20 protein-coding genes are annotated in these 25,803 nt (G+C 72.7%); 13 read left to right on the top strand and 7 right to left on the bottom strand.

Annotated features, from left to right (window positions below; all coding sequences use genetic code 11):
• Positions 1-5 precede the first annotated feature (5 nt).
• The 3 genes from AB0I91_RS37285 to AB0I91_RS37275 form a co-directional block, all read right to left on the bottom strand.
• A complete protein-coding gene (locus AB0I91_RS37285; RefSeq protein ID WP_498783579.1) occupies positions 6-1,748 on the bottom strand; it encodes a thiamine pyrophosphate-binding protein in 1,743 nt (580 codons plus the stop codon).
• A 29-nt stretch (positions 1,749-1,777) separates the two neighbouring features.
• A complete protein-coding gene (locus AB0I91_RS37280) occupies positions 1,778-4,468 on the bottom strand; it encodes an aldehyde dehydrogenase family protein (protein ID WP_498783550.1) in 2,691 nt (896 codons plus the stop codon).
• A gap of 1,480 nt (positions 4,469-5,948) precedes the next feature.
• Entirely contained in the window at positions 5,949-6,671 is a 723-nt protein-coding gene (locus AB0I91_RS37275; protein WP_499641062.1) for a DUF4342 domain-containing protein, read from the bottom strand.
• Positions 6,672-6,757: 86 nt separating this feature from the next.
• Between AB0I91_RS37275 and AB0I91_RS37270 the strand changes: the two genes are divergently transcribed.
• The 11 genes from AB0I91_RS37270 to AB0I91_RS37220 all read left to right on the top strand — a co-directional run bounded on the left by AB0I91_RS37270 (position 6,758) and on the right by AB0I91_RS37220 (position 20,229).
• A complete protein-coding gene (locus tag AB0I91_RS37270; protein ID WP_498783546.1) occupies positions 6,758-8,017 on the top strand; it encodes a LacI family DNA-binding transcriptional regulator in 1,260 nt (419 codons plus the stop codon).
• 199 nt (positions 8,018-8,216) lie between these two features.
• Positions 8,217-8,597, top strand: a complete 381-nt coding sequence (locus tag AB0I91_RS37265) for a glycoside hydrolase family 30 beta sandwich domain-containing protein (RefSeq protein ID WP_499641060.1) — start codon at positions 8,217-8,219, stop codon at positions 8,595-8,597.
• Complete coding sequence (locus tag AB0I91_RS37260) at positions 8,594-11,983, top strand: glycosyl hydrolase 115 family protein (RefSeq protein WP_499641058.1); 3,390 nt, start codon at positions 8,594-8,596, stop codon at positions 11,981-11,983. Before AB0I91_RS37265 ends, AB0I91_RS37260 begins: the two co-directional genes overlap by 4 nt.
• 66 nt (positions 11,984-12,049) lie before the next feature.
• Positions 12,050-13,327, top strand: a complete 1,278-nt coding sequence (locus tag AB0I91_RS37255; RefSeq protein ID WP_499641056.1) for an SGNH/GDSL hydrolase family protein — start codon at positions 12,050-12,052, stop codon at positions 13,325-13,327.
• 141 nt (positions 13,328-13,468) lie between these two features.
• Entirely contained in the window at positions 13,469-14,377 is a 909-nt protein-coding gene (locus tag AB0I91_RS37250; protein ID WP_498783577.1) for an ABC transporter ATP-binding protein, read from the top strand.
• A complete protein-coding gene (locus AB0I91_RS37245) occupies positions 14,374-15,168 on the top strand; it encodes an ABC transporter permease (protein ID WP_499641054.1) in 795 nt (264 codons plus the stop codon). The genes AB0I91_RS37250 and AB0I91_RS37245 overlap by 4 nt, the downstream gene beginning before the upstream one ends.
• Entirely contained in the window at positions 15,168-16,334 is a 1,167-nt protein-coding gene (locus AB0I91_RS37240; protein WP_499641052.1) for a streptophobe family protein, read from the top strand. The genes AB0I91_RS37245 and AB0I91_RS37240 overlap by 1 nt, the downstream gene beginning before the upstream one ends.
• Positions 16,331-17,020, top strand: a complete 690-nt coding sequence (locus AB0I91_RS37235; protein WP_498783574.1) for a response regulator transcription factor — start codon at positions 16,331-16,333, stop codon at positions 17,018-17,020. The genes AB0I91_RS37240 and AB0I91_RS37235 overlap by 4 nt, the downstream gene beginning before the upstream one ends.
• On the top strand, positions 17,017-18,480 hold the full coding sequence (locus AB0I91_RS37230) for a HAMP domain-containing sensor histidine kinase (RefSeq protein ID WP_499641050.1): 1,464 nt from the start codon (positions 17,017-17,019) through the stop codon (positions 18,478-18,480). Before AB0I91_RS37235 ends, AB0I91_RS37230 begins: the two co-directional genes overlap by 4 nt.
• Positions 18,481-18,743: 263 nt before the next feature.
• Entirely contained in the window at positions 18,744-19,238 is a 495-nt protein-coding gene (locus AB0I91_RS37225) for a hypothetical protein (protein ID WP_498783533.1), read from the top strand.
• Positions 19,239-19,419: 181 nt separating this feature from the next.
• On the top strand, positions 19,420-20,229 hold the full coding sequence (locus AB0I91_RS37220; protein WP_499616014.1) for an NPP1 family protein: 810 nt from the start codon (positions 19,420-19,422) through the stop codon (positions 20,227-20,229).
• Between the two features lie 35 nt (positions 20,230-20,264).
• Here the strand turns inward: AB0I91_RS37220 and AB0I91_RS37215 are convergent, their stop codons facing one another.
• Positions 20,265-20,699, bottom strand: coding sequence for a cupin domain-containing protein (locus tag AB0I91_RS37215; RefSeq protein ID WP_498783529.1), 435 nt, complete (start codon positions 20,697-20,699; stop codon positions 20,265-20,267).
• A 70-nt stretch (positions 20,700-20,769) separates the two neighbouring features.
• On the opposite strand from AB0I91_RS37215, the gene AB0I91_RS37210 reads away from it, so the two are divergent.
• Positions 20,770-21,636: a LysR family transcriptional regulator gene (locus AB0I91_RS37210; protein ID WP_499641076.1), complete on the top strand. Its 867-nt coding sequence runs from the start codon at positions 20,770-20,772 to the stop codon at positions 21,634-21,636.
• Positions 21,637-21,640: 4 nt separating this feature from the next.
• On the opposite strand, the gene AB0I91_RS37205 is transcribed toward AB0I91_RS37210, so the two are convergent.
• The 3 genes from AB0I91_RS37205 to AB0I91_RS37195 form a co-directional block, all read right to left on the bottom strand.
• Positions 21,641-22,462: a peptidoglycan DD-metalloendopeptidase family protein gene (locus AB0I91_RS37205; protein WP_498783527.1), complete on the bottom strand. Its 822-nt coding sequence runs from the start codon at positions 22,460-22,462 to the stop codon at positions 21,641-21,643.
• Positions 22,463-22,571: 109 nt separating this feature from the next.
• On the bottom strand, positions 22,572-23,675 hold the full coding sequence (locus tag AB0I91_RS37200) for a histidine phosphatase family protein (RefSeq protein ID WP_499641048.1): 1,104 nt from the start codon (positions 23,673-23,675) through the stop codon (positions 22,572-22,574).
• Positions 23,676-23,761: 86 nt separating this feature from the next.
• Positions 23,762-24,739, bottom strand: coding sequence for a cellulase family glycosylhydrolase (locus tag AB0I91_RS37195; RefSeq protein WP_499641046.1), 978 nt, complete (start codon positions 24,737-24,739; stop codon positions 23,762-23,764).
• 193 nt (positions 24,740-24,932) lie between these two features.
• Here AB0I91_RS37195 and AB0I91_RS37190 point away from each other — a divergent pair, with 193 nt between their 5' ends.
• Positions 24,933-25,475 carry a DUF6630 family protein gene (locus AB0I91_RS37190; RefSeq protein WP_499641044.1) on the top strand — a complete coding sequence of 181 codons (543 nt, stop codon included), beginning with the start codon at positions 24,933-24,935 and terminating at the stop codon, positions 25,473-25,475.
• Positions 25,476-25,803 lie beyond the last annotated feature (328 nt).

Below are 25,803 nucleotides of genomic sequence, written 5' to 3'. Positions count from 1 at the left end.
GGGGGTCAGTCGGCGACCGGGAAGGCGCCGCCGAGTTCGTGGTCGGCGAACAACGCGTCTTCCAGGCGTGCGGGGACGTTGAGGACGACGACTTCGCCCTCCCGCGAGCGCCGCCACGCGTCGGCGACGTCGGCGCGCAACGACTCCTTGGTGACGGTCACCTGGTGCACGCCGCGCAGTTGCGGCGCGCGGGCCGTGACGGCGTCCGGGTCCACGAACGCCGTGCCCGCCAGGCCCTCGTTGTGCGGGCCGAGCTGGGAGTGCAGCCAGCCGTAGCCGCCGTTGCGCAGCACCACGTACAGCAGCCCGGAGCCGAGGGCCGCGGCCGTCGGCAGGTCGGCGTCGAACAGGCCGAACGCGCCGTCCCCGACGAACGCCACCACCGGCCGGTCGCCCGCCGCGGCCTTCACGCCGATCGCCGCCGCCGCGCCGAACCCGAGGCTGGTCTGCTCGGACGGCACGACCGAGCCCGCGCCGTGCGCGCACTCGAACCGGGGGAAGCTGTAGGACCACATGTCCTGCAAGCCGTTCTCCTGCACCAGGACGCGGTCGGCGGGCAGCTCGGCGTCGAGCGCGGCCAGCACCTCCACGACGTGCGGCCCGGGTTTCGCGGCGAGGTCGGCCAGCTCGCGGCGGTGGTCGGCGCGCAGCCCGTGGTGCACCTCGTCCACGCGCTTGGACCACTCGGCGGGCGCGCCGTCCACGACCTGCTCCAGCCAGGCCGCGCACACGTCCGCGCCGTCGCCGAGCACGACCGGTCCGGCGTACTGGGTGGCCACGCCCGCCGCGTCCACGTTGACCTGCACCACGGGCACGGTCGTGCCGAGGGCGGCCGGCCAGCCGTAGGTCGCGGTCTCCTCCAGCCTGCTGCCGAGCACGACCACGCAGTCGGTGTCGTCCCACAGCGCCTTGGCGCGGTCCGGCGCGTACAGGCCGGCGAGCCCGATGAACCGCACCGACGACTCGTCCACCACGCCGCGCCCGCTGGCCGTGCACGCCAGGGCCGCGCCGACGCGTTCGGCGAACCGCTCCACCACGCCGTCCGCGTTGCGGTGCCGCATCCCGCCGCCCACCAGCACGATCGGGCGTTGCGCGTGGCGCAGCGCGTCCAGCGCCGCCGAGTCGCCGGACACCGTGACCGACGTGGGGCGCTCGACGGGCGGCGCGGGCGGCGGCACGGGCACGTCCACCCTCAGCAGGTGGTCGGGCAGCTCCACGTACACCGGACCGGGCGCGCCGGAGGTGGCGACCAGGACGGCCCGGCGCACGGCGGGCGCGAGCCGTGCGGGGTGGTCGACCCTGGTCGCGGACTTCACCAGGGGCGCGACCACGGCCTGCTGGTCCAGCTCCTGGAACGCGCCGCTGCCCCGCCGTTCGGCCGCCGTGCCGCCGGAGAGCAGCAGCACGGGCGCGCCGGACGACGCCGCCTCCAGCAGGCCCGTCACGGTGTTGGTCACCGCCGGGCCCTTGCCGACGAGCGCGACGCCGAGCGCGCCGGACCGCAAGGCGTAACCCGTGGCCATGAACACCGCGTTGCGCTGGTCCCGGCACACGACCAGCCGGACACCGGCGGCGTGCAGCGCGCCGAGGGCGTCCAGGTCGTCGTCGGGCAGACCGAACACGACCTCGACACCGGCTTCGGCGAGCAACCGGGCCACGGCGTGCCAGGCGCCCCGGACGTGGTGGCCCGCGGGGTTCTCGCCGGAGGCGTCCTCGCCCGGAACGTCCTGTGCGGACGGCGGTTCCATCTCGATCACACCCATCTGTTCGGCGGCCGTCAGGCCGTGCGGCCGGTGGCGTCGGACGCGGCCAAGCGGTCGGACCCGAGGTGGTCCGCGACCGCCTTCGAGATCAGCAGCGGCTCGGCGTGGCGCTTGCGGCCGTAGGCGGCGTAGTTGGCGCGGATGCCCGTGCCGCCGAACGGCGCGTTGCCGTCCTCGATGTCGATCACGGTCTCGTTCACGCTGACCGTGTGCCGCCGGCGCAGCAGCTCGACGGTGTCGGGCAGGTCGCCGTAGACCGTGGCGGCCATGGCCCGTTCCTGGAAGTACTGGTGGTCGAGCATCGGGTGCAGCCAGTCCGTCGAGGTGAACGGCACCACGTTGAAGATCGGCGCGAACAGCTCGGGCGGCGTGATCCTGGTGTCGGCCGGTCGGATCAGCACGGTGGGGCTGAGGTGGTCGTCCACGAAGTTGACCTCGCCGCCCGCCGCGAGGTGCTCGCGACCCGACCGCAGGTAGTCCAGCGAGGCGTCGAACGCGTCGAGGTAGAACATGTGGCTGTAGTCGGCGTTCGGGTCGTCGAACCGGCCGTAGCGCAGGTTGTCCACCCGGCGGCACAGCAGGTTGCAGAACTGGGCGCTGATCGAGGTGTGCACGAACACCACGTCCGGGCCGAAGCAGTCCTGGCCGGAGTTCAGCATCCGCACGCGCAGCAGGCCGTCGACGGCCTTGGGGATGTCGGCGTCCGCGCCCACCACGAACGGGTTCACACCCTGGCCGAAGTAGAGGAACAGCTGGTCGCGGCGCAGCCCGGCGCGGATCTTCTCGGCGTTGTTGAACGTGCCGGTGAACACGAGCACGTCCGAGCGCGCGCCCTCGCCCTCCAGGAACTCCCGCTGGTCGCTGTCGTCGAGCACGATCGGCAGGTGGTGCACCCCGGACAGCAGCTCGTGCAGCTTGAGCAGCTGGTCGGCGATGCGCCGCGACGGCCGGAACACGACGCGTTCGCTGTAGAGGCTGGGGATCGCCAGGTACAGCACGTAGCTGTAGAGCGGGATGTTCGACGGCATCAGCACGCCGATCTGGCCGATCGCGGGCGGCCGGTACCGGGCGATCTCGGCCGCGGCGCCCTCCAGGGCGGCGATCGAGGCGTCGATCTCGCCGTACGCGGTCTTGTAGCTCATCACCTGCGTGAGCAGGGACATCACCTCGGTGCGGCGTTCGCGCAGCAGCTGGGCGAGATCGGTGAGCCGGGCCAGCCGGTCGGGGAACGGGATGGCCGACGGGTCGGCGTCGCCGTGCACGCGGGGGAAGACGCCCTTGACGCCTTCGAGCGCCACCGTCGAGGCGGCGATGTCGCGCAGCGCCTGGAGGTCGACCTTGCCGTTGCCGTTGAGCGGCAGCTCCTTGAGCACGACCACGCGGTTGGGCTGCTCGTGCGCGGCGACGAACCGGGACACCGCGCGCTTCCAGTGCGCCACGGGCTGCTCGGCCGGGTCGGTGATCACGAACACGAGCTGGGTCCCGCGCTGCTCGTCCTCGACCGGGATCACGCGCACGGGCGCGCCGCACGCGCCGGCCTTCTCGGCGATGGCGTCCGGGTAGAGCGTGTGGCCGAAGCGGTGCACGGCGGACTTGCGGCCCAGCACCCGCAGCTGCCCGGCGGGCGTGAGGTAGCCGATGTCGCGGGTGTGGAACTCCTGCCGCTCCACCTCGCGGACGCGTCCGCCGGGTTCGAGCAGGCCGACCATGATGTCGGGGGTGCGGACCACGACCTCGCCGATCTCGCCCGCCGGCACCGGGTTCCCCAGCGGGTCGCGCACCTCCACCGCGACGCCGTCCAACGGCGTGCCGCAGTAGGTCGGGTCCTCGGTCGAGGACAGCGCGACGTTGCCGGCCTCGCTGCTGCCGTAGCCGTCCAGCAGCGTGGCGTCGAAGCGGGTCTCGAAGCGGGTGCGCAGCTCGTCGCGCAGCGGTTCGCCGCCGACGCACCACATGCGCACCGAACCCAGGTCGCGGGTGTCGCGGCGGGCGACGACGCGCAGCATCGTGTCGTAGGTGGCGGGCACGGCGTCCACGACCGTCACGCGCTGCCGGGCGATCACGTCCAACGCCTGGTCGACGCGCCTGCTCGGCGCGATGACGAGCGTGGCGCGGGCGTTCCACCACAGCAGCAGCATGGACAGCCCGTACTGGTGGGTGAAGGGCAGCAGCGGCAGCAGCACGTCGGACTCGACGTAGCCCATGCGCGCCTGGGTGCGCTCGACGTTGCGCAGCACGGAGGCGCCGGAGCGCACGACGCCCTTGGGTTTGCCGGAACTGCCGGAACTCCAGACCACGAGCGCGTCACGCCGGCGGCCCCACTTGGCGAAGGTCAGCTCGGGGACCTCGGCCACCGGCACGTCGCGGGCGGTCTTCACCAGGCCGCGCAGGTCGAGCAGGCCGGCCGCGATGCGGTCGAACGCGGGGTCGGCCTGGTCGGCGTCGGTGACGAACCAGCGGGCGCCGGAGTCGACCACGTGCTCGGCGGACTGCGCGGGTGGCAGGCCCGGGTCGACCAGGCCGACCGAGACGCCCAGCTCCATCAGCGCGAACAGGAGCACCACGAAGTCGTCGGAGTTGCGCGCCGACAGCACGACCCGGTCGCCGTCGCCGACCCCGCGCTCGCGCAGCACGCCGATGAGCGCGTGGCAGCGTTCGGCGACGTGGGCCAGGGGTGTTTCCCCGCCGTGTTCGTTCACAAGCATGGCTCTGCCCTCGTTCCTCGTTCATCGGACACCCACCGGGGCGTTGACGCGGAATGGACCCGGTCCGGCGGCACGCGAAAACCCCGTGCGGGACCGCATTCGTCAATACCGCCCGGACAGGCGTGGGCGGCTCACGAACCAGAACGTGAGCCGAGGCTTTCGGACACATTTCACCCGCGACCGCACGCGGGGTGCCGGAATTCGCGCGGGGGCGCTAGGAGAAGGGCCGCGCCGCACGTGGCCCACGTGTCGGGCGCGACACGTGCCACGGGCGCAACCGCTGGGCACGACTCGGCGTGACGCCCGGTGGCGCGGTGTCGACCGCGCCACCCGAGTTACCGCCGGTAGTGCCCGCCTCACGTTTGTCCGCCCCGCGCGCCGCGTTCCCGAATAACCCGGGAACGGCGGCGAACGGGCCCCTGGGACAGGAGATCGTATTCACTGCCGTTGTCCTCGATGGAAGTTCGCGCGCGGCCGGCGGACCACGCGTCACAGTACTGCGCACGCCGTTCCAGTACTGGAGGGCGTGCCGACACCTCCCTGATCTGCGCGGATCCCGGAGGTGGCTGATCGTCGGTCGGGCTCGTCAATCTCCAACAGGTATCGAGTCGTTCCCGTTCCTCAGCACCGACCACCTTGGCAACGAGGTCGGTCGATCACAATCAGCCGATCGGCGCAGCACGCTGACAAATCCGTCTCAAAACCTGAACGAGAACGCTGTTCACATTGTTCGGCGCGGCAAGCTAGCGACCCCTTGATCGGGTGTCAAATCGAGCCAAAGGACCCGGTGAACGCCCATGAACTTCCGGCACGTTCCAGTACCGCCGTAACATGGAGATATAGATGACGTATAGACGGTGGGACCGGTGGGCAGCCGGACGATCTTCACGTTAACTCGACCGACAGGTTGTCCACAGAGTGCGGTGGACCGACGCGCGCACCGATCGAGACGGCACACCGGATCCGCCCGGCCACCGACCTGCGCACCTCCGAAGCGCGGAGGCCGAAAAGGACGGCCGGCTCCGTGTCCCCGCAGCACTTCGGTTGACGCGGCGCTCCGGCGCGCGCCAGACTTGCCCGGTTTGACCGGTCAAATGAGACCCCGCCACCGTCCTCGCCGCCACGAGGTGACTGCCGATGACCGACCTGCCGCCGTCGTCCGTTGTGGACCTCCACATCGGACGCACCCCACGGTTGCTCCACCGCACCAAGCACTCGGGATCGCGTGTGTAGCGACCGGACCGTGCCCACCTCACCGGAAGAACGAGCTGCCGCCGCTTCCTGCCGCTCGACGGGGGTCCGGGCCGACCAGCCGGCTTTCCTCGGCCGCATTCGCGGTGGAACACCTGCCCGGTGGCCACGCCGACAGGGCCGGCCAGACCCGGGAATGCGGAGAGGCGGGCCCGGGAATGCAGAGAGGCGGTGGGCCGCATCGCGCACCCACCGCCTCCGCGGTCCAGGGTCGCCCCTGGGTCGAACCTCAGCCCTTGACGGGCGGCACGGTGCCGGTACCGGTGTCGCCTTCGGCGGCAGTGCCGGCGGTGCCCGAGTCGGTGCCGGCGTCGGCGCTGGTGCCGGCCTCGCGGTCGGCGGTTGTGCCGGTGCCGGCGGTCCCGGCTTCGGCCGGGACTTCGTCGGCGGCAGTGCCGGTGCCGGCGGTGTCGGTCCCGGCAGCGGCGGCGGTATCAGTGTCGGCGGTGCCGCCGGCGGTCGTGCCGGCGTCGGCGGCAGCGGTGCCAGTCTCGGTGTCGGTGGTGGCACTGGCGGTCGTGCCCGGGTCGCCGTCAGTGGGCGCGGTGGGTTCCGGGCGCTCCACGCCGACCGACCACGGGCCCGCCAGAGCCGCGAACGCCGCCACGGCCGTCACCATCGGCGCGGCCACCGCGGCCACCACGCCGGCCGTCACCGGGATGTCCAGCACCGGCTCGCCCTTGCCGTTGCGCACGACCACCCGGCGCGTGTTGCCCTCGTGCACGAGCTGCCTGATCTTGTCCGTCAACGCCTCGACACCCGGCGCCTGACGATCACCCTGCTCCGTCATGTCTACCCCCTTCGCCGACCATCCTCCCGCGTGCCGGTCGTCCAGATCCAGTCGCGTCGCTTGAACGGCCCTCACCACGGTGTCCGGGCAACCGGCGTCGTGTCCGAAGTGGACACCGCCACCCGCCGCACAGGAAGCGCCGGGCGTCGCCGGCGATGTCACCGCACGCCCGGCGCGCGGAGAGGACCGCGGCTTCGTGGAGCTAATTGCCGGTCGCCGTGGAGCTATCTTTTCGGTACCGTGGCTCCATGGGAACTCCCGGTGCACGGCGCCAGGCGCGTGGCGAGGTCGAACGGCTGCCGAGCGGGTCGTTGCGGGTGCGGGTGTACGCCGGGGTCGACCCCGGATCGGGCAAGCGGCGCTACCTGACCGAGACGGTGCCCGCCGGTCCGGCGGCCGACCGCGAGGCGGAGGCGGTCCGGACCCGGCTGCTCGACGAGGTGGACGCGATGCGGAACCCGCAGGCCAAGGAGCGGCCCCGGGCGAACGCGCGTCCGCGCGGGCGCCGGCGTGGCGAGTTGACCGTCGCGGCGGTCGCCCGACTGGCCGGCGTGTCCGCGCCGACGGTGTCGAAGGTGCTCAACGGGCGTCCGGGCGTGGCGGCGACGACCCGGCGGCGGGTGGAGGCGGCGCTGCGCGAGCACGGCTACCGTCGACCGGAGGCGGTCGTGCGGGCGCCGAACGTGGAGGTCGTCTTCTTCGGCATGCAGAGCTACCTGGCGGTCGAGGTCATGCACGGCGTGGAGCGGGTCGCGGGCGCGCACCGGCTGGCCGTGGGCTTCACCGACGCCGCGCGCCAGTCGGCGACCGGCCGGTCCTGGGCGCACGACCTGCTGTCGCGGCAGCCGTTGGGCGTGGTCGTCGTGCACCTCGGCTTCACCAGCGAGCAGCACGGCCTGCTGGCCACGAGCGGCATCCCGCTGGTGGCGCTGGACCCGACCGGCGAGCCGGAGCACTCGGTGCCGTCGGTCGGCGCGGCCAACTGGAGCGGCGGCATCGCGGCGGCCAGGCACCTGCTCTCCCTCGGCCACCGGCGCATCGCCGTCATCGCCGGCCCGCCCGAGCGGATGTGCGCGCGGGCCAGGCTCGGCGGCATCCGGGCGGCGATGGCCGAGCACGGGATGCCGCTGGACGAGCGGTTGGTGCGCATCGGGCAGTGGTTCGCCTTCGAGGAGGGGTTCATCCACGCCCGCGAGCTGCTGCGGCTGCCCGACCCGCCCACCGCCGTGCTGTGCGGCAACGACCTCCAGGCGCTCGGCGTCTACGAGGCGGCCCGGCAGGCGGGCCTGCGCGTGCCCGAGGACCTCAGCGTGGTCGGCTTCGACGACATACCGGCCGTGCGCTGGTGCGGGCCGCCGATGACCACCGTGCGGCAGCCGATGGTCGAGATGGGCGCCGCCGCCGCCGAGCTGGTGCTGACCCTGGCCGCGGGCCGGACGCCCGACCAGGCCCGGGTCGAGCTGGCCACCACCCTCATCGTCCGCGACAGCACCGCGCCGCCGAAGTGAGTCCACATGGCGAAATCGTGCTGCGCCGAACGAGTGAAGTGCCGAAGCGTTTCCACAGTTGATCGAAAGCTTTCGACCTGCGGACACGTCCGCTCGTCCGGCGTTCGCGCGCGTTCGCCCTGGTTGCCCTCCCCCGCTCCGCGTCCCTAACTTCCGCAACGGGCGGGAGCGACTCGGAGGGACGACGATGTTCCAGAGGATGTTCCAACGGCGACGGCTGCCCGCCGTCGCCGCGGCACCGGTCGTGGTGGTGGGCGCGGCGCCGGTCGCCTCGGCGGCCACCGCCGTCACGGTGAACGCCGCGACCACCTACCAGCGCATCGACGGCTTCGGCTTCTCCCAGGCGTTCGGCCAGGTGGCCGCGTTCCGCAACGCGGACGGCTCGCCTGCCGTCGTGGCGCTGAACACCACCTGCTCGGCCGTCTCCGTGCCCGTCACGGGCATGAGCACGCAGGCCGTGCCGCACCTCACCAACGGCTCGAACAACACCGCGGCGCAGACCCCGATCACCACCAGCGGCGGCGCGCTCACCTCCACCATCCCCGCTCGTTCCCCGGTCACCTACGAGGTCCGCTCATGAGCCGCTCACCAGTCGTGTCCGCGATCCTCGGCCTGGTCGTCGTCGCGGCGGTGGCGCCGGCGGTCGTGATGACCGCCCGCGCGCCGGACGCGTCGGCCGCCGCCGAAGGCGACTACGTCTCGTTCGCCCCGGTGGACGGCGGGTTCGCGCTCGCCGCGAACGGCCGGGCCGCGCCGCTGTTCGTGAGCGGTGGCGACTTCCCGGGCGTGTTGCGGGTGGTGGACGACCTGCGCACCGACGTGGAGCGCGTCACCGGCGTGCGGCCGACCGTCTCCACGGGCACGCCGACGTCCGGTGAAGCGGTGCTGGTCGGCACGCTCGGCCGCAGCGCGCTGATCGACGGGTTGGTGTCCGCCGGGAAGCTCGACGTCGCCCGGATCCGGGGCAAGTGGGAGACGTCGCTGCAACAGGTGGTCGAGAACCCCGTGGCGGGGGTGAGCCGGGCGCTGGTGATCGCGGGCAGCGACCAGCGGGGCACGATCTTCGGCGTCTACGACGTGTCGCGGCGGATCGGGGTGTCGCCGTGGCACTACTTCGACGACGTGCCGGCCCGCAAGCACAGCGCGTTGTACGTACGGCCGGGCAGCCACTCGCAGGGCACGCCGGCGGTGAAGTACCGGGGCGTGTTCATCAACGACGAGAACCCCTCCACCGGTCGGTGGGCACGGGCGACGTTCGGCCCCGGCCTCGCGCCCGGCCAGCCCGGCGGGCTGAACCGCCTGTACTACGAGAAGGTCTTCGAGGCCATGTTGCGGCTCAAGGCCAACTACCTCTGGCCGGCGGTGTGGGGCCGGGCGTTCGCCGAGGACGATCCCGCCAACCACGCCACCGCCACCCGGTACGGCGTCGTGATGGGCACCTCGCACGAAGCGCCGATGATGCGCGGCATCGAGGAGTGGAAGCGCAACCCGACCCGCTACGGCGGCAACGGCGAGTGGAGCTTCGTGCGCAACGCCACCGCCGTGCAGAACTACTGGGCCGACGGCGTCAAGCGCATGGAGCGGGAGAAGTTCGAGGGCGTCGTGACCCTGGGCATGCGCGGTGAGGGCGACACCAGCCTGCCGGACGGCGACGGCGTCGAACTCATGCGGAGCATCATCGCGAGCCAACGCCAGATCCTCGACCGCGAGAGCAGCACGCCGCTCGACCGGATCCCGCAGGTCTTCACGCTCTACAAGGAGGTCCAGCGCTACTGGGACCGCGGCCTGCGCCCGCCCGACGACGTCACGGTGGTGTTCGCGGACGACAACTGGGGCAACATGCGCAAGGTCCCGGACCCCGCGCTCGCGCCCCGAGCGGGCGGGTACGGCCTGTACTACCACTTCGACTACGTCGGCGGCGGGCGCAACTACAAGTGGGTCGACACGATCAACCTGGCCAACACCCGTGAACAGCTCGACCTGTCGTACCAGAGCGGCATCGACCGGCTGTGGGTGGTCAACGTCGGAGACCTGAAGAACGAGGAGGCGCCCACCCAGTTCTTCCTCGACTACGCCTGGAACCCCGCCGCCATCCCCGCCGACGGCATCGCCGAGTGGACCCGCCAGTACGCCGCCCAGAACTTCGGCGAGCAGGCCGCGCCCGCGATCGCCGACGTCCTGCACACCTACGGGCAGTTGCAGGCGCGCCGCAAGCCCGAAGCGACCAACCGGCGTTACACCAGGGACACGGCCGGCGCGATCACCACCGACGACGCGATGACCCCGTACAGCATCGAGAACTACGGCGAGCTGGACCGCGTCACGGCGGAGTGGCAAGCGCTGGCCGCGAAGGCCCAGGCGGTGGGCCGCACGCTGCCCGCGACCGACCAGGACGCCTACCACCAGCTCGTGCTCTACCCGGCGAAGGCCACCGCCAACCTGTACGCGCTGCGCAAGGCGCAGTTCCTCAACCGCTGGTACGCCTCACAAGGCCGGGTGGCCACCAACGACCTCGCCGCGACCGCCGAGGCGCGCCTGGCCGACGACGTGGCGATGTCCAACCACTACAACACCACCCTCGGCGGCGGGAAGTGGACCGGCTGGCAGACCCAGACCAAGTTCGGCTACGGCGACAAGGCCCGCTACGGCAACAACGCGAGCTGGCAGGAACCGCCGGAGCCCGACCAGATCTACCCGGCGGTGCAGCGCATCACCGTGCCGTCCGCGGCGTCGATGGGCGTGGCGATCGACGGTTCGCTGAGCTGGTGGCCCAACGCCACCGGGCAGCCGGTGCTGCCGGAGTTCAGCCCCTACCAGACCCAGCCCGCCCAGCACGTCGAGGTGTTCAACCGGGGCACGAGCCCGTTCACCTACCGGATCACGCCGTCCGTGCCGTGGCTGACCGCGACCCCGGCCAGTGGCACCGTCACCAAGCAGACCCGCGCCACGCTCACGGTCGACTGGTCCCGGGCGCCCGCCGGGAGGACGACGGTCCCGATCGCCGTCACCGGCGCGGGCCGCACCGTCACCGTGCAGGCGGTGGTGAACAAGCCCGACGCGCCGCCGGAGGGGTTCGTGGAGGCGAACGGCTACGTCTCCATCGAGGCCGACCACTACACCAAGGCCGTCGACGGCAACGGCGTCTCGTGGTCGCACCTGCCCGACATCGGCCGCACCGGGTCGGGCATGCGGCCGAGCCCGGTGACCGCCGCCGACCAGACACCGGGAGGCGACGGTGCACGCCTGGAGTACCAGGTCAACCTGACGACGACCGGACCGGTCACGGTGTGGGCGTACCTGTCGCCGCGCAACAACGTCCGCCCCGGCGCCGGCGTCGAGTACGCGATGTCGATCGACGACCAGGCGCCGAAGACGGTGAACACCACGACCGCCACGGGGTCGGACGACACGGCCATGAACAAGGGCTGGGAGCTGAACGCCCTGGAGGCCGTCAACCGCACGTCGACCACGTTCACCGTCGCGTCCCCCGGCGTGCACACCCTGAAGTTCTGGGCCGTCGACCCCACCGCCGTGCTCCAGAAGCTGGTGGTCGACACCGGGGGCCTGAAGTACAGCTACCTCGGCCCACCGGAGAGCCACCGGGTCACACCCGGCGATCCGACGACGACCACCACACCGACCAGCACCACCACCACCACGACCACGACCAGTCCGGCCGGGTGCACCGCGTCCGCGTCCCTGAACTCGTGGAACGGCGGCTTCACCGCCACCGTGGAGGTCACCGCCGGGTCGTCGGACATCGACGGCTGGACCGTGACGCTCACCCTCCCCCCGGGGGCAACGGTCACCAACGCCTGGAACGCCCAGCGCGACGGCGACACCGGCACCGTCCGGTGGACCAACGCGAGCTACAACGGCCGCGTGGCCGCCGGCCAGTCCACCGAGTTCGGCTTCCAGGGCACGGGCGTCGGCACCGGTGTCGCCCCGACCTGCACGACCCGCTGATCACGCCCCGCCCGGTCGGTGGGGACCCCCTGCGGTTCCCGCCGACCGGCCGCGCGAAGGAGGATCATGAGCAGGACTTCGTCGATCACCGGCCTGGCCGCCGCGGCGGCCCTCGTGGTGGCGTCGCAGGCGATCGGCGCGGAGCCGTCGTCCACCGCGACCGAACGCTGGGTGCACACGTGGGCGTCGATGCCCCAGTTGACCGAGTCGTCCAACATGCCACCCGCGCCGTTCACCCAGAACGGCGTGGTGCTGGCCAACGCCACCCTGCGCCAGACCGTGCACGTCTCCGTCGGCGGCAACCAGCTCAGGCTGCGGTTCTCCAACGCCTTCGGCGGCGCGCCACTGCCCATCACCGCCGTCACCGTCGCCGTGCCCCGCGGCGGTCTGGCCGGCGTCAACGCCGTCGAACCCGGCACGTCGCGCCCCGTCACCTTCCACGGCAAGGCGTCAACGACCATCCAGAAGGGCGCCCAGGCGGTCTCCGATCCGATCTCCTTTCCCCTCGCGGCCCAGGCGAACCTGACCGTCACGACGTACCTGGCACAGGGACAGGCCTCCACCGGCATCACCTCGCACCCCGGCTCGCGCACCACCTCGCACCTGCTGGCCGGCAACCACGTCGACGCGGACGCGATGTCCGGCTCCACGCCCACCGACCACTGGTACTTCCTCAGCGGCGTCGAGGTCCTGTCCGGTCCGAGCACGGCCTCCCTGGTCGTGCTCGGCGACTCGTTGACCGACGGCCGGGGTTCCACCACCAACGGCAACAACCGCTGGCCCGACCAGCTCCTGGCCAGGCTCCAGGCCCAGCCGGACACGGCGGACGTCGCGGTGGTCAACCAGGGTGCGGGCGGCAACAGCGTGCTGCGGGGCGGCCTGGGACCGACCGCGCTGTCCCGCCTGGACCGCGACGTGCTGGCCCAGAGCGGGATCGAGTGGCTGGTGGTCTTCGAGGGCGTCAACGACATCGGCGGCTCCCCCGCCACCGACGCAGGCCGGCGCCAGATCGCCGCCGAGCTGATCGACGCCTACGACCAGATCATCCTCCAGTCCCAGGCCCAGGGCATCCGCGTCTTCGGCGCGACGCTCCTGCCGTTCGGGGGCAACGGCTACGACGACGCCGCGGGCCACCACGAGCAGGCCAGGCAGTCGGTCAACACCTGGATCCGCACCAGCGGCCGGTTCGACGCCGTGATCGACTTCGACCAGGCGGTCCGCGACCCCGCCCAGCCGCGCAGGCTCAAGGCCGCCTACGACAGCGGCGACCACCTGCACCTCAACCCCGCCGGCTACCGGGCGTTGGCGGACGCGGTGCCGGCGCACCTGCTCATCACCGCATAGGGCCGACAGGTCTGGGTGTTCCCTGTGAGTGCGCCGCGGCGGTGGTCCGCGGCGCACGGCCGGGTCCGCCGGATTCCCAGGGTTCTCCCAGGAGCGCCCAGGGATCGGCCAGGCAGGCGCGCCAGGCTCGGCCCCATGACGATGATCGAGGTAAAGGGCCTGACCAAGCGGTACGGGCCCGACACCGTGGTGGACGACCTGTCGTTCACCGTCGAGGCCGGGCAGGTGACCGGGTTCCTCGGGCCCAACGGCGCGGGCAAGTCCACGACCATGAAGGTGATCCTGGGGTTGGCGGCGCCCACGAGCGGTTCCGCCACCGTCGCCGGGCGCCGCTACCGCGACCTGCCCGTGCCGCTGACCGAGGTCGGCGCGCTGCTCGACGCGGGCGCCGTGCACGGCGCCCGCAAGGCGTACGACCACCTGCTGGCCCTGGCCGTGAGCAACGGCCTGCCCCGGCGGCGGGTCGACGAGGTGCTCGCCCGGACCGGGCTCGAAGGCGTGGCGGGCAAGCGGGCGGGCGGGTTCTCGCTCGGCATGCGGCAACGGCTCGGCATCGCGGCGGCGCTGCTGGGCGACCCGCGCGTGCTGATCTTCGACGAGCCGGTGAACGGGCTCGACCCCGAGGGCATCCGCTGGATCCGGGACTTCATGCGGTCCCTGGCCCGCGAGGGGCGCGCGGTGCTGGTCTCCAGCCACCTCATGAGCGAGATGGCGCAGACCGCCGACCACCTGGTCGTCATCGGCCGCGGCCGGCTCATCGCCGACACGGGCGTGGCCGAGTTCCTGCGCGGCAGCGGCGAGGGCGCCGTGCTCGTCCGCACGCCCGAGCCGGCCGAGTTCGCGCTGCGGCTGACCGCGTCCGGCGCGACCGTGCGGGAAGGTCCCGAGTCGTCGCTGGTCGTGGCCGGCCTGACGAGCGAGGAGATCGGCAAGCTCGCCGCCTACCACCGCGTCGTGCTCACCGAGCTGACACCGCAACGGCCCTCGCTCGAGGACGCCTTCATGGAGCTGACCAGGGACAGCGTCGAGTACCAGGGGGCGGCGGCGTGAGCGGCCTGGTGACCCAAGTGCGGTTCGGCCACGCCCTGCACGCGGAGTGGGTGAAGCTCCGCGGCCTGCGTTCCACCTGGTACACCCTGGCCTGCCTGTTCGGGGTCGGGCTCGGCATCACGTTCCTGTCGATGGGCACGGCGGGCGCGGAGTACGCGGGCTCCTCCGCCGCGGAGCGACTGGCTTGGGACCCGACGAACCTCAGCCTGACCACCTACATCGTCGCCCAGCTGATCATCGGCGTGCTCGGCATCCTGGTCGTCACCTCCGAGTACGCGACCGGCCTGCTGCGCACGTCGCTGGCCGCCACCCCGCGCCGCCACCGGCTGCTGGCGGCCAAGGTGGCGGTGGCCACCGCCGTCGCCGCGGTGGCGGGCGAGGCGCTGATGTTCGCCGCGTTCCTGCTCGGCCAGGCGCTCCTGGCCGGGCAGGGCGTGCCGCACGCGCGGCTCGGCGACCCGGGCGTGCTGCCGGCCGTGGCGGGCGGCGGGCTCTACCTCGCGGCGATCGCGCTGCTCGCGATCGGTCTCGGGACGATCATGCGTGCCACGGCGGGCGCGCTCGCCACGCTGGTGGGGATCGTGTTCCTGGTGCCGGCGATGTCGGGGCTGTTCCCGTCGTGGCTCCAGGGCCTGTTCGACTTCTGGCCGAGCAAGGGCGCGGTCGCGGTGCTCACCACGGTGCCGGACCCCGCCTACCCGCACCCCTGGCTGAACCTGGCCGGGATGTGCCTCGGTGTCGCCGCGGTGCTGGCCGCCGCGTTCGTCGTCTTCCGGCGTCGTGACGTGTGATGGTCGCGCTGCGGGAGGTGTGCCGGGGCGTGGTGGCGGCGGTCGCGGCGCTGGCCGCCATGGCGGGAGTCGCGGCGGCCGGGCTGTTCCTGCTCGACGCCGACCGGATCGGCGCGTTCGGCGGGCTGACGGCGGCCGTGGTCTCCCTGGCCGCGGGCGGGTCGGCGGAGTTCGGCGCGGTGCCGTCGGGTGATCTGCCGTTCGCCGTGCGGGGTGGCGTCACGGTGGTGCCGCTGGGTGTCTCGCTGGTGGGCGCGGTGGTGCTGGGGTGGCTGCTGCTGCGCGGTCGGGACGGTCTGCTCGGTCGCGGTGCGGCGGCGGTCGTGGCGTTCCCGGCGGGGCTGGCGGCGGTGGCGTGGTCGGCTCGGGGAACGGTGACTCTGCCGGGCGGTGCGACGGGCGGCGGGTCCGGGGCGTCCGCCTGCGGGGTGCCGGCGGCGGGTCCGCTCGGCCGGGGCGGGTCGGTCGACGCGCTCGGTGCCGGGTTCGCGGTGCCGGTCTGGTCCGCGGCGGCGGGCGCGGCGGGCTGGGTGCTCGCGGTCGTCGCGGTGTGCTGGCTGGTCACACGGTTCCGGGTGCGCGTGCGGGGCGTGGTGTGGACGGCGGTCGCGCTCACGGTCGCGTGCCTGCTCGTCGCGTCGGTGTCCGGGGGTGCCGCGGCGACCGGTGCGGTGCTGCTCGGGCTGCCGGTGGTGGTGTTCGGCGCGGTGTCGCTCGGGCTGGGCGTGCCGTGGACCTTGACCTCGGACGGCGCGCTCTCGTGCGCCCTGGACGCGGTCGCGCCTCCCGCGCCGGGCGGGCCGCTGACGTGGGTCGCGGCGGTCGTGCTGCTGGTTCTCGGCGTCGTCGTCGCCCGGTCCGTCGGTCGCGACGGCGGGCCGCTGCGCCGTGCCGCGCGCGCCTCGACGCGGCTCGCGCCGGCGGTGGGGGCGGCGCTGGCCGGGTCGGCGCTGCTGTCACGCGTGTCGGTGGAGCTGGGCATCGGCGCGTTCGGGTTCACGCTCCCGGTCCTGGACGCGCGGTTGGCGGCGGACCCGCCGGCGGCGCTCGGGCTGGGGCTGGTGGCCGGCGCCGCGGCGGGCTTCGCGGGCAGCCTGCTCGTCGACGGTTCCCTCAGGTTGGCCTCCGTATCCTGGCCGGCGTGGAGGGACCGGGACGGGCGATGACGCTGCTGGTGGTGGACGACGAGGCCACGGTGCGCGAGCTGCTGTCCGCGACGCTGAGGTTCGCCGGCTTCCGGGTGACGTCCGCGGCGACCGGCGCCGAGGCGCTCGCCGCGGCCACCGCGGAGCCGCCCGACCTCGTGCTGCTCGACGTGATGCTGCCGGACGTGGACGGGTTCGAGGTGGTCCGGCGGCTGCGCGAGCGGCGCGCGGAGGGCCACCGCGGTCCGGTGCCCGTCCTCTTCCTCACCGCGCGGGACCGCCAGTCCGACAAGGTCACCGGGCTGTCGCTCGGCGCGGACGACTACGTGACCAAGCCGTTCGACCTGGAGGAGCTGATCGCCCGGATCCGCGCGATCCTGCGCCGCACCTCGGGCCACCAGGCCGGCGTGCTGACCGTGGGCGCGCTCGCGCTCGACGCCGAGGGCCACCAGGTGACGCGGGCGGGCCGGCCCGTCCGCGTCTCCCCCACCGAGTTCCGGCTCCTGCGCTACCTGATGGAGAACGCCGGGCGCGTGGTGTCCAAGGCGCAGATCCTCGACCGGGTGTGGCGCTACGACTTCGGCGGCGACGCGGGCATCGTCGACACCTACATCTCCTACCTGCGGCGCAAGGTCGACGTCGAGGACCCCAAGCTGATCCACACCGTGCACGGCGTCGGCTACGTGATGCGGGAGCCGACGGGGTGAGGCGCGTGCTGGGCCGGTTCTCGCTGCGGGCCAGGCTGCTGCTGCTCACCGCGGGCCTGCTGCTGGCCGGGTTGGGCCTCGTCGGCGCGGTCGTGTCCGACCAGCTGGAGCGCTACCAGCTCGCCCGGATCGACGACCAGCTGCGCTCGTTCGCCGAGATCGTCTCCGGCGTGTCGACCACCGGGCCGCCCGAGGCCGTCGACGCCACCCGCCACCCCGACCTCCTCGACCCGGCCCTCGACCTGGTCGGCACGCCATACCTGGTGTACCTGGACGCGGACGGCGAGCCCGCGGGCGGTATCCAGGCCGCCCGGCTGGCCGGCGCGACGGTGCCCTCGCCCGACGAGCTGCGCGCCGTCCCGACCGGGGGTGACGCCGTGGACCTGCTCGCCGCGGGCGACTCGGCGCGGTGGCGTGCCGTGGCCCGGCCGGTCACCGGCTGGGGCGGCACGGTGATCGCCGCTGCGCCGCTCGCCGAGGCCGACGCCACCGTCGCCCGGCTCCGCGCGACGAGCCTGGCCGGAGGCGGCGTGCTGCTCGTGCTGCTGACGGCGGTCGGCTGGTTCGCGCTCGGCCGCGGCCTGCGACCCCTGCGCCGGATCGAGCACACCGCCGCCGCCATCGCCGACGGCGACCTCACCCGGCGCGTGCCCGTCCTCGCCGCGCCGACCACGGAGGTCGGGCACCTCGCGGCCTCCCTCAACACCATGTTGGGCCAGCTCGAACAGGCCTTCGCCGACCGGGCCGCGGCGCAGGCCCGCACGCGCGCGTTCCTGTCGGACGTCAGCCACGAGCTGCGCACGCCGCTGTTCGGCATCAAGGGCTCGACGGAGCTCTACCGGATGGGCGCGCTGCCCGAGCGCGCCGACGTGGACGAGGCGATGCGCCGGATCGACCGCGAGGCCACCCGGCTCACCACCCTCACCGAGGACCTGCTGCTGCTCGCCCGGCTGGACGAGGCGCCCGAGGGCCAGCTCGACCCCGCCCCGATGGACCTGCGCACCCTCGCCAACGAAGCCCGGCACGACCTGCGCGCCCTCGACCCGTCCCGGACGGTGGAGCTGACCGGCCCCGGCGGCGCCGGACCACCCGGCCCGGCCCCGGTGCACGGCGACGAGGACCGCCTGCGCCAGGTCGTCACCAACCTGGTCGGCAACGCCGCCACCTACACCCCGCCGGGCACCACCGTCCGCATCGGCGTCGGCACGGCGGACGGCCGCGCCGTGCTGGAGGTGGCCGACGAGGGCCCCGGCCTGACCGCCGAGCAGGCGACCCGCGTCTTCGACCGCTTCTACCGCGCCGACCACTCCCGCAACCGCACGGGCGGCGCCAACGCCGGACTGGGCCTGGCCATCGCCCGCTCCCTCGCCCGCGCGCACGACGGCGACCTCGACCTCGACACGGCCCTCGGCGAAGGCGCCCGCTTCCGGCTCACCCTGCCCCTGCTCGACCACGACTGACGCGCCGGACCGCTCCGGCGCAGCAGCCTCCCGACGCGGTCGCGCGGCACGGCTTTGCGCAACGTTCCGCAACCCGGTCCGCTCGTGCGAGCGCCGCAGGCTCTCGGCGGCGGCACACCACTGCCGCGAACAGGCCAACTTCACGGTTGCGCCTGGACAGCGGCTGGTGAGCGGGGCGGTTCGGCGTCCACCCTGCTCCGACCACCATCCGCCGCCGCGTTCGCCTGGGTGAGCGCGGCCCATCCTGATCAAGGAGTGCTCGTATGTCTCGGAGCAGCGGCTTACGCAGACGCTTCACCACCTTCCTCGCCCTCACGTCCGCCGTGTTCCTCGGCGCCTCGTTGACGGCCACGCCCGCACAGGCGGCCTACGGTCCCGCGCAACCGGTGGACATCCAGCTCAGGGGTTACTCGGGCGGTTACACCACGCTGGTCGGCCGACTGGTCGGCACGGTCCGGTTCGACGACGGCAACTCCCTCTACCGGCTGGACCTGACGCTGTGCCGCCAGTCCAGCTACACGAGCACGAAGCTCACGGTCAACGTCAACGGCGCCTTCCACCAGTGGTACTCCCGCGAGGACGGCTACCGGCCGGAGGCCTGCGGCGGCGGGCACGGCCTGTCCGGCGTGGTCAACGTCGACCTGCCCTACGCCGGCGTCGTGCAGAACATCGGCCTGGTCTACGAAGGGCTCCACTTCTCGGGCTCGACCGCGACGCCGGTCTCGCGCGGCGCGTTCTACGACAACCCGTTCAACTGAGGTCGCGACCCGGGTGGCGGCCCCCGCCACCCGGTCCGCCGATGTTCGCCGCCTGTTCGCCTCGCCGCGACCATCGGCGGGTTGACGACGTCACGCCCCGGCCGGGAACCTCGGTGCCGGCCGATGATCTCCGCGACACCGGCCGCTCCGCCGCCGTGCCACTCGACACCGGATGGAGGGCATGGTCGTCGTGACCGCCCAGCTGACCGACCCGTCCCGCACCCCTTCCCGAACCAGGCGGACGACCGTGAGACTGCTGAGCGCGCTCGTGGGCGCGACTCTGCTCGCGGTGCTCGTGCCCGGCGCCGCGTGGGCCGAGCCGCCACAGGCCCTGCCCGCGAGCCACGCCGCCGCCGACGGCAAGTGGCAGCCGGCGTTCGACTACGACACCGACGGCTGCTACCCGACACCGGCGATCTCGCCGTCCGGCGCGGTGGCCACCGGGCTGAAGAACTCCGGCGCCCTCAACGGCCAGTGCCGCGACCAGTCCGACCTGGACAACACGAACTCGTACTCGCGCTCCAAGTGCAACAACAACTGGTGCGCCTACCTCTACGACCTGTACTTCGAGAAGGACCAGGCCGTGGCCGGCTGGGACTGCTGCGGCCACCGCCACGACATCGAGCACGTCGTCGTGTGGGTCAGCGGCGACCAGGCCCACTACGTGTCCACGTCCGCGCACGGCAAGTACTCGACCTACCCGCGTTCCCAGGTCGCCTGGGAGGGCACGCACCCCAAGATCGTCTACCACAAGGACGGCCTGAGCACGCACTGCTTCCGCCTCGCGGGCGCGGGCGAGCAGCCGGAGAACCACTACGGCACGTGGCAGTACCCGGACCTGGTCAGCTGGGACCACTTCCCCGCCGGCATCCGGGACATCCTGGTGAGGGCCGACTTCGGCAGCGCGAGCCTGGCCATCAAGGACGGCGCGTTCAACCACAACCTCGCGCAGGCGAAGCCGAGCGGCATCCCGTTCGACCCGAACGCCTGACCCGGCACGGGAACCCCGCCCGGGCGGGGTTCCCGTCACCCGGTGAAGTGGACGTCGTAGCGGTCCTGCTCCGACCGCAGGGCGTCGAACGTGTCCAGGCCGCGCGCGATGCGGCCCAGGTGGCGGAAGTAGCCGAACCGCTCGACACCGGGCGTGAGGACGACGAGCAGGTCGGCGTGATGGCCCGGAGCGGCGCCGAACGCGTGCGGCACGTTCGGCGGCACGATGACCAGCCCGCCGCGGTCCACTGTGGTCGTCGTCCCGTGCCGGAACTCCAGCACGCCGTCGAGCACGTAGAACAGCTCGCTGGACCGTTCGTGGAAATGGGGCTTCGCGCCGTCCGCGCCGACGTCGAGGGTCAGCCGGTTGACGCCGAACGCGCCGCCGTCGGCCAGGAGCCGGAACGCGCTGCCGCCGGTCAGGGGCACGAGCTCGGCGGTGTCGGCGGGGATGACGGTGATCGTTGACATGCCCCGAGTCAAGCGCGGGAACAACGCGCGGACCAGGAGCGGTTGACGATGGTGGGGATCACCGGACGTGATGGATCGAGGGGGCGTGGAGTTCCGGCAGTTGGAGGCCTTCCTGGCGGTCGTCGACGAAGGCGGGTTCGGGCGGGCGGCGCAGCGGCTGCACATCGTGCAGTCGGCGGTGAGCCAGCAGGTCAAGCGGCTGGAGCGGGAGCTCGGCGTGACGCTGTTCGACCGCGGTGGGCGCCTGGTGCGGCTTTCGGCGGCCGGTGAACGGCTGCTGCCCGAGGCACGGGCCGTGCTCGCGGCCGTGCGGCGCACCCGCGAGGTGGCCGCGCGGGTGGCGTCCGGCGCGGAGGGCGTGGTGCGGCTGGGCACGGTCAACGGCGCCGGCGAACGCCTCTACCGCGCGTTGGCCAGGCTGGACGCCGCGGGGCTGCGGGTGCGGCTGGACCAGTCGCCACCGGCCCGGCGGCTGGCGGCCGTGCGGGACGGGGAGCTGGACGCGGCCCTGGTGCGGGCGGCGACCGACGCGCCGGGGCTGACGGTCGTGCCGGTGTGGACCGATCCGCTGCACGTGGCGCTGCCGGCCGCCCTCGCCGACCGCCGGGGGTCGCACCTCGGCGATCTCGCCGACCTGCCGCTGCGACTGGCTCCCCGCGAGCACAACCCGCCGTTCCACGACCTGATCACGACGGCGCTGCGGGCGTCGGGCCGCGTGCCGCCTGCCGGGCCGCCGTTCACCACGCTCCAGCGGACCCTGGCGGACATCGCATCGGGACCGCCGTCGTGGACGGTGCTCTACCGGGTCACGGACCTGCCGCCCGCGCCGGGCATCGCGTTCCGGCAGCTCGCCGACCCGGTCCTCACCACCTCGCTCGTCCTGCCCGCCACGCCCTCGCCGGTGCGACGCCACCTGCTCGCCGCGTTCGGGCGATGACGGGTCAGTCGTACTTGTCCTGGTTGAGGAAACGCGCGAAACCGCGCCACGAGTTCGGGCCCATCACCCCGTCGATCGGGCCCGTGTAGCCCCACCGTGCCGCCAACCGCTGCACGGCCGCCCACGTCTGCGCACCGGGCACGCCATCAATCGGACCCGCGTAGCCGTACGCGCGCATCGCCCGCTGCAACGCCGCGTACGTGCTCGTGCCCGGCACGCCGTCGATCGGTCCGGTGTACCCCTGCTCCAGGCGCAACCAGTTCTGCGCCCGCTGCCACAGAACGGTGCCGGGGACGCCGTCCTGCTCGGTGGTCGTCTTGGGCAGCCCGGCGCCGCTGCCGAGGTAGAGCAACGGGTTGATGCGCGTGCCGCCCGGGTCGATCATGTGCCAGTGCAGGTGCGGTCCGGTGGACGAGCCCGATCCCGGCGCGCCGACCGCGCCGCCGGACAGCCCCACCACACCGCCCATGCCGACCCGCGTGCCGTTGGCCAGCAGGAACTGCGAGAGGTGCAGGTACTGGGTGCGGTAGCCGTTGTCGTGCCGGATGGTGACGGTGTGGCCGCCCGTGCCGTTGTCCGGGGTGTTGGTCACCACGCCGCCGCCGGCCGCGGGCAGCCGGGTGCCGACGGCCATGCCGTAGTCGATGCCGCCGAGCGAACCGCGGTTGAGGTGGTCCTGCCAGGTGCCGGTGATCCGGTAGCCGGTGAAGGGGTGGTAGAAGCCCGGGACCGCGGCCTCGGCCACGCCCGCGCCGAACGCGGTGACGACACCGGCCGCCACCGTCCCGCGCAGCAGGGCACGTCTGCCGATCCAGTCGTTGGTCATCGTCCGAACGTAGGGACGGCGGTGGCGCGCTGACAACGTGCGTTCGGCCGACGGCCATTCGGGTGGGCGGCACGCCCGCGGCGGAGGTCCGACCACGGGACCGAACGGGTCAAACGCCGCCGAGCCGCCGGCCGGGCACCACCGAGCCGGGCGGCACGTTCACCGCCTCGACCCGGGTCTCCTCGGCCGACAGCGTGAACCGGCTGAAGCAGCCGGTGTCCCAGCGCAGTCGCCGCACGCCCTCCAGGTCCGCCCCGAGCGCCCGTCCGACCAGCCACGAGTGCGGCCCGGCGTGGCCGACCACGAGCACGCGCTTGCCTCCGTAGAGCGCGGGCAGGTCGTCGAAGAACGCGAACGCACGGGCCGCATCGGGCGCGACCTCCACCAGGTCGCCGTTCAGGACCGGTTCCCGCAGGGCCTCGGAACGCTCGACCGTCACGTCCAGTCCCGCGGTCGCGAGCCGGGCCGTGTCCCAGGCCACCGCGAAGTCCGAGCTGAACACGACGTCCGGCGCGAACCTCCGCACCGCCGCGCCCGCCGCCCACGCCTCCGCCCGACCGTGCGCGGACAGCCCCGTCCCGAACGGGTCCGGGTGGCCCTCGCGCGGGTGGTCGGGCTCGCCGTGGCGGAGGAAGAGCAGGTCGACCTCGTGCCCGCCGACCTCGACCGAGGGCCCCTCGGTCCGTTCGAGCTCGATGATGTCGAGCACGTCGTCGCAGACTTCCTCGGGCAGCTTCCCCCGGATCTCCAGGGGCACGCCGACCGGCCGGAAAGCCGAGTGCAGCTGGTGGATCCGGGCCTCGTCCATCCGCTGGAGCGGGTCGCGGAGCAGGTTGCGGTGCAGCAGGTCGGCCACGTCGGCGGTCAGCGAGATCGTGATCAGCTGGTAGCCGCGCCGTTCGAAGCGCAACGCCTGGCCGGCCAGGAAGTCGACGTCCTCGAACACGCCGTCCACCACCGGCAGGAACCCGCTGTCGCAATAGGACAGCGCGAGGTCGAGGCACGCCAGTTCGGAGGCCTCCAGGGTGAAGGCGGTGAAGTCGCGCGGGTGCGCCATGTACCTGACGGAATCGTTCGACACGCGGACCGACGGTGGCAGCGCGTCCCTGAGCAGGGCCGCCGTCGTCGTCTTCCCCGTGCCGGGAAGGCCGCGGATCAGCACGGCGAACCGCCGCCCCACCACATCACCCGTCTTCACGTCGATGGCCGTCACCAGGCGCCGAGCCTAGCGCACCGGCCGCCACCACCCGTGAGGCGACCGCACGTCGGGGGACCGTCGCCGATCCCCCGACGAGGTCCTCAGTAGACGGTCGCCTGCCGGGACGTCGACCGGATGCCGTTGGTGCCGTTGAAGATGCGGTTGCCCCAGTTGGTCAGGCCGGCGCGGTTGAAGCCGGTGACCATGTCGAGGTACTCGACGCCGCCGCCGTTGCCGCTCCACGACCAGCCGAGGTAACCGATGCGCTGCGACTGGGCCGTGGCCATGATCGCGTTCTCGTCGGGGTTGCCGTCGGAGTGGTTGTCGCCGAACTCGCCGACCACGATCGGGAGCCGGGCGTTGACGAACGCGTTGAGGTAGGAACTGACCTCCGACGCGGTGTCGTACACGCCGTACATGTGGATGGAGAAGACGGTGTTGCGCTGGGGGTCGGCGTTGAACACCGTGGACGCGTTGTCGCGCATGGTGTTCGACCAGTCCTGGCCCCAGTTCGGCGCGTCCACCATCAGGGTGTGGGTGAAGCCGTTGGACCGCAGGCGCGAGATGGCGTTGCGGGTGTCGTTGGTCCAGTTGCCGTAGTTGTTGTTGCCGTACGGCTCGTTGCCGATGTTGATGATGACGTACTTCTCCTGGCCCACGAGCGCGCTCTTGACGCCCAGCCAGTAGTCCACCGCCTTGTTCAGGTCCACCGCGCCGCCCTGCTCGCCGTAGCCGGTGGTGTCGTGCGCTTCGAGCACGCAGATCAGCCGGTTCGACCTGCACTGCGAGACGATCGTGGACACCGCCGAGGTGCTGGTCCACGTCCAGCGCGCGCCCGTGCTCAGCACGACCCGGACGCTGTTCGCGCCCAACGCCTTGATGTCCGCCAGCGCCTGCGACGTCCGGTCGGGGTACCAGGCGTGCGCGTGGTTGACCCCACGCATCACGAACTCACTGCCGTTCGCGTCGTACAACCGCCCGTTGCCGACGTAGAACCCGTTCGCGGCCGACGCCGCCGGCGTGCTGAGCAGCGGCGCGAGCAACGCCGCCACCGCCACCAAAGCCCATCGTTTGACCACGTCTACCTCACCATGTCGTCGTTGACATCGTTGACATCCGAACCGGCGGCGGACAACTCGGTCGAAGGCGAATGCAATCAGTTAACCGGTTAAGCGTCAACCCCCAAAGCACGATCGGAGGCATCCCACCACCAACCATGAATCGGTTAAGCACATTGCTACGATCACCACCCGCCACCCGAGGAGGTCGAACGTGCCGTCAACGGCCCGGGACGCACTGGTCGCACTGGCCACCCTGCTGGCCCCCGACGTCCCGGACGTCGCCGCCCGCGTGACCAACGCCCACGACGACCCCGACGGCTACCTCCACACCCACGCCGACCGCCTCGACGAACGCGGCATCGACGAGCCCGTGCCCGAGCTGGCGTGGATCGCCCTGGTCGACGCCCTCACCGACCACGACCTGCTGGCCGAGGTGGACTGGAAGGAAGCGGCCGGCGAGATCATCGCCCAACTCCGAACCCTGCGATCCAGCCCCACCGACCCCACAGCCTGGGCCTGGTTCACCGACCTGACGGACAACCAACCGGCCTACGACTTCCTCGACCGTGCGGGCACGGAACTCCGCGCCACCGGCACCACCCTCGCCGTGCTCGACATCGAGTCCGACTGCTACCCCCTCGTCCTACTCCCAAATCCCCACGCCAACACCGCGCGCGACCTCGCCACCACCGCAGGCTTCACCGCCAGCATCCTCGGCACACCAAACCCCACCGCCCCACCCCCAACCCCTTGAGCCCCCAAACCCCCTGAGCCACCAACCCCTGAGCCACCAACCCGCATGCCCACCCTTACTCGCCGCCGGGCCGCCGTTTTATCCGGCTAACGGAAGACATGCGATTCGGGTTGTCCCCGGTTGCACTCTTCGCCCAACCGAGTGATCCACCGCCCCACCCCCACCCACAACGGACCCGCAGCGCACCCACCGAGTCCACCACACCCAGCCCTTCCACAACGGACCCGCACATCCCCACCTAGGCCCGATTTGACATGGGTTCGGGTGCCATAGGCTGGTCGAAGCCGGGCAGGCTTGGCGGACGCTTTTCCCGCCAGGCCTGCCCGGC

The organism is Actinosynnema sp. NPDC049800, from assembly GCF_040656635.1.
GTDB lineage: Bacteria > Actinomycetota > Actinomycetes > Mycobacteriales > Pseudonocardiaceae > Actinosynnema.
This window is presented reverse-complemented; position numbering and strand designations above follow the sequence as displayed.

What these genes read in the sequence shown, in the direction of transcription:
- AB0I91_RS37285 (WP_498783579.1), bottom strand. Translation starts at nt 1,748, where the DNA reads ATGGAACCGCCGTCCGCACAGGACGTTCCGGGCGAGGACGCCTCCGGC.
- AB0I91_RS37280 (WP_498783550.1), bottom strand. Translation starts at nt 4,468, where the DNA reads ATGCTTGTGAACGAACACGGCGGGGAAACACCCCTGGCCCACGTCGCC.
- AB0I91_RS37270 (WP_498783546.1), top strand. Translation starts at nt 6,758, where the DNA reads ATGGGAACTCCCGGTGCACGGCGCCAGGCGCGTGGCGAGGTCGAACGG.
- AB0I91_RS37265 (WP_499641060.1), top strand. Translation starts at nt 8,217, where the DNA reads ATGTTCCAACGGCGACGGCTGCCCGCCGTCGCCGCGGCACCGGTCGTG.
- AB0I91_RS37260 (WP_499641058.1), top strand. Translation starts at nt 8,594, where the DNA reads ATGAGCCGCTCACCAGTCGTGTCCGCGATCCTCGGCCTGGTCGTCGTC.
- AB0I91_RS37255 (WP_499641056.1), top strand. Translation starts at nt 12,050, where the DNA reads ATGAGCAGGACTTCGTCGATCACCGGCCTGGCCGCCGCGGCGGCCCTC.
- AB0I91_RS37250 (WP_498783577.1), top strand. Translation starts at nt 13,469, where the DNA reads ATGATCGAGGTAAAGGGCCTGACCAAGCGGTACGGGCCCGACACCGTG.
- AB0I91_RS37240 (WP_499641052.1), top strand. Translation starts at nt 15,168, where the DNA reads ATGGTCGCGCTGCGGGAGGTGTGCCGGGGCGTGGTGGCGGCGGTCGCG.
- AB0I91_RS37235 (WP_498783574.1), top strand. Translation starts at nt 16,331, where the DNA reads ATGACGCTGCTGGTGGTGGACGACGAGGCCACGGTGCGCGAGCTGCTG.
- AB0I91_RS37225 (WP_498783533.1), top strand. Translation starts at nt 18,744, where the DNA reads ATGTCTCGGAGCAGCGGCTTACGCAGACGCTTCACCACCTTCCTCGCC.
- AB0I91_RS37220 (WP_499616014.1), top strand. Translation starts at nt 19,420, where the DNA reads ATGGTCGTCGTGACCGCCCAGCTGACCGACCCGTCCCGCACCCCTTCC.
- AB0I91_RS37215 (WP_498783529.1), bottom strand. Translation starts at nt 20,699, where the DNA reads ATGTCAACGATCACCGTCATCCCCGCCGACACCGCCGAGCTCGTGCCC.
- AB0I91_RS37210 (WP_499641076.1), top strand. Translation starts at nt 20,770, where the DNA reads ATGGATCGAGGGGGCGTGGAGTTCCGGCAGTTGGAGGCCTTCCTGGCG.
- AB0I91_RS37205 (WP_498783527.1), bottom strand. Translation starts at nt 22,462, where the DNA reads ATGACCAACGACTGGATCGGCAGACGTGCCCTGCTGCGCGGGACGGTG.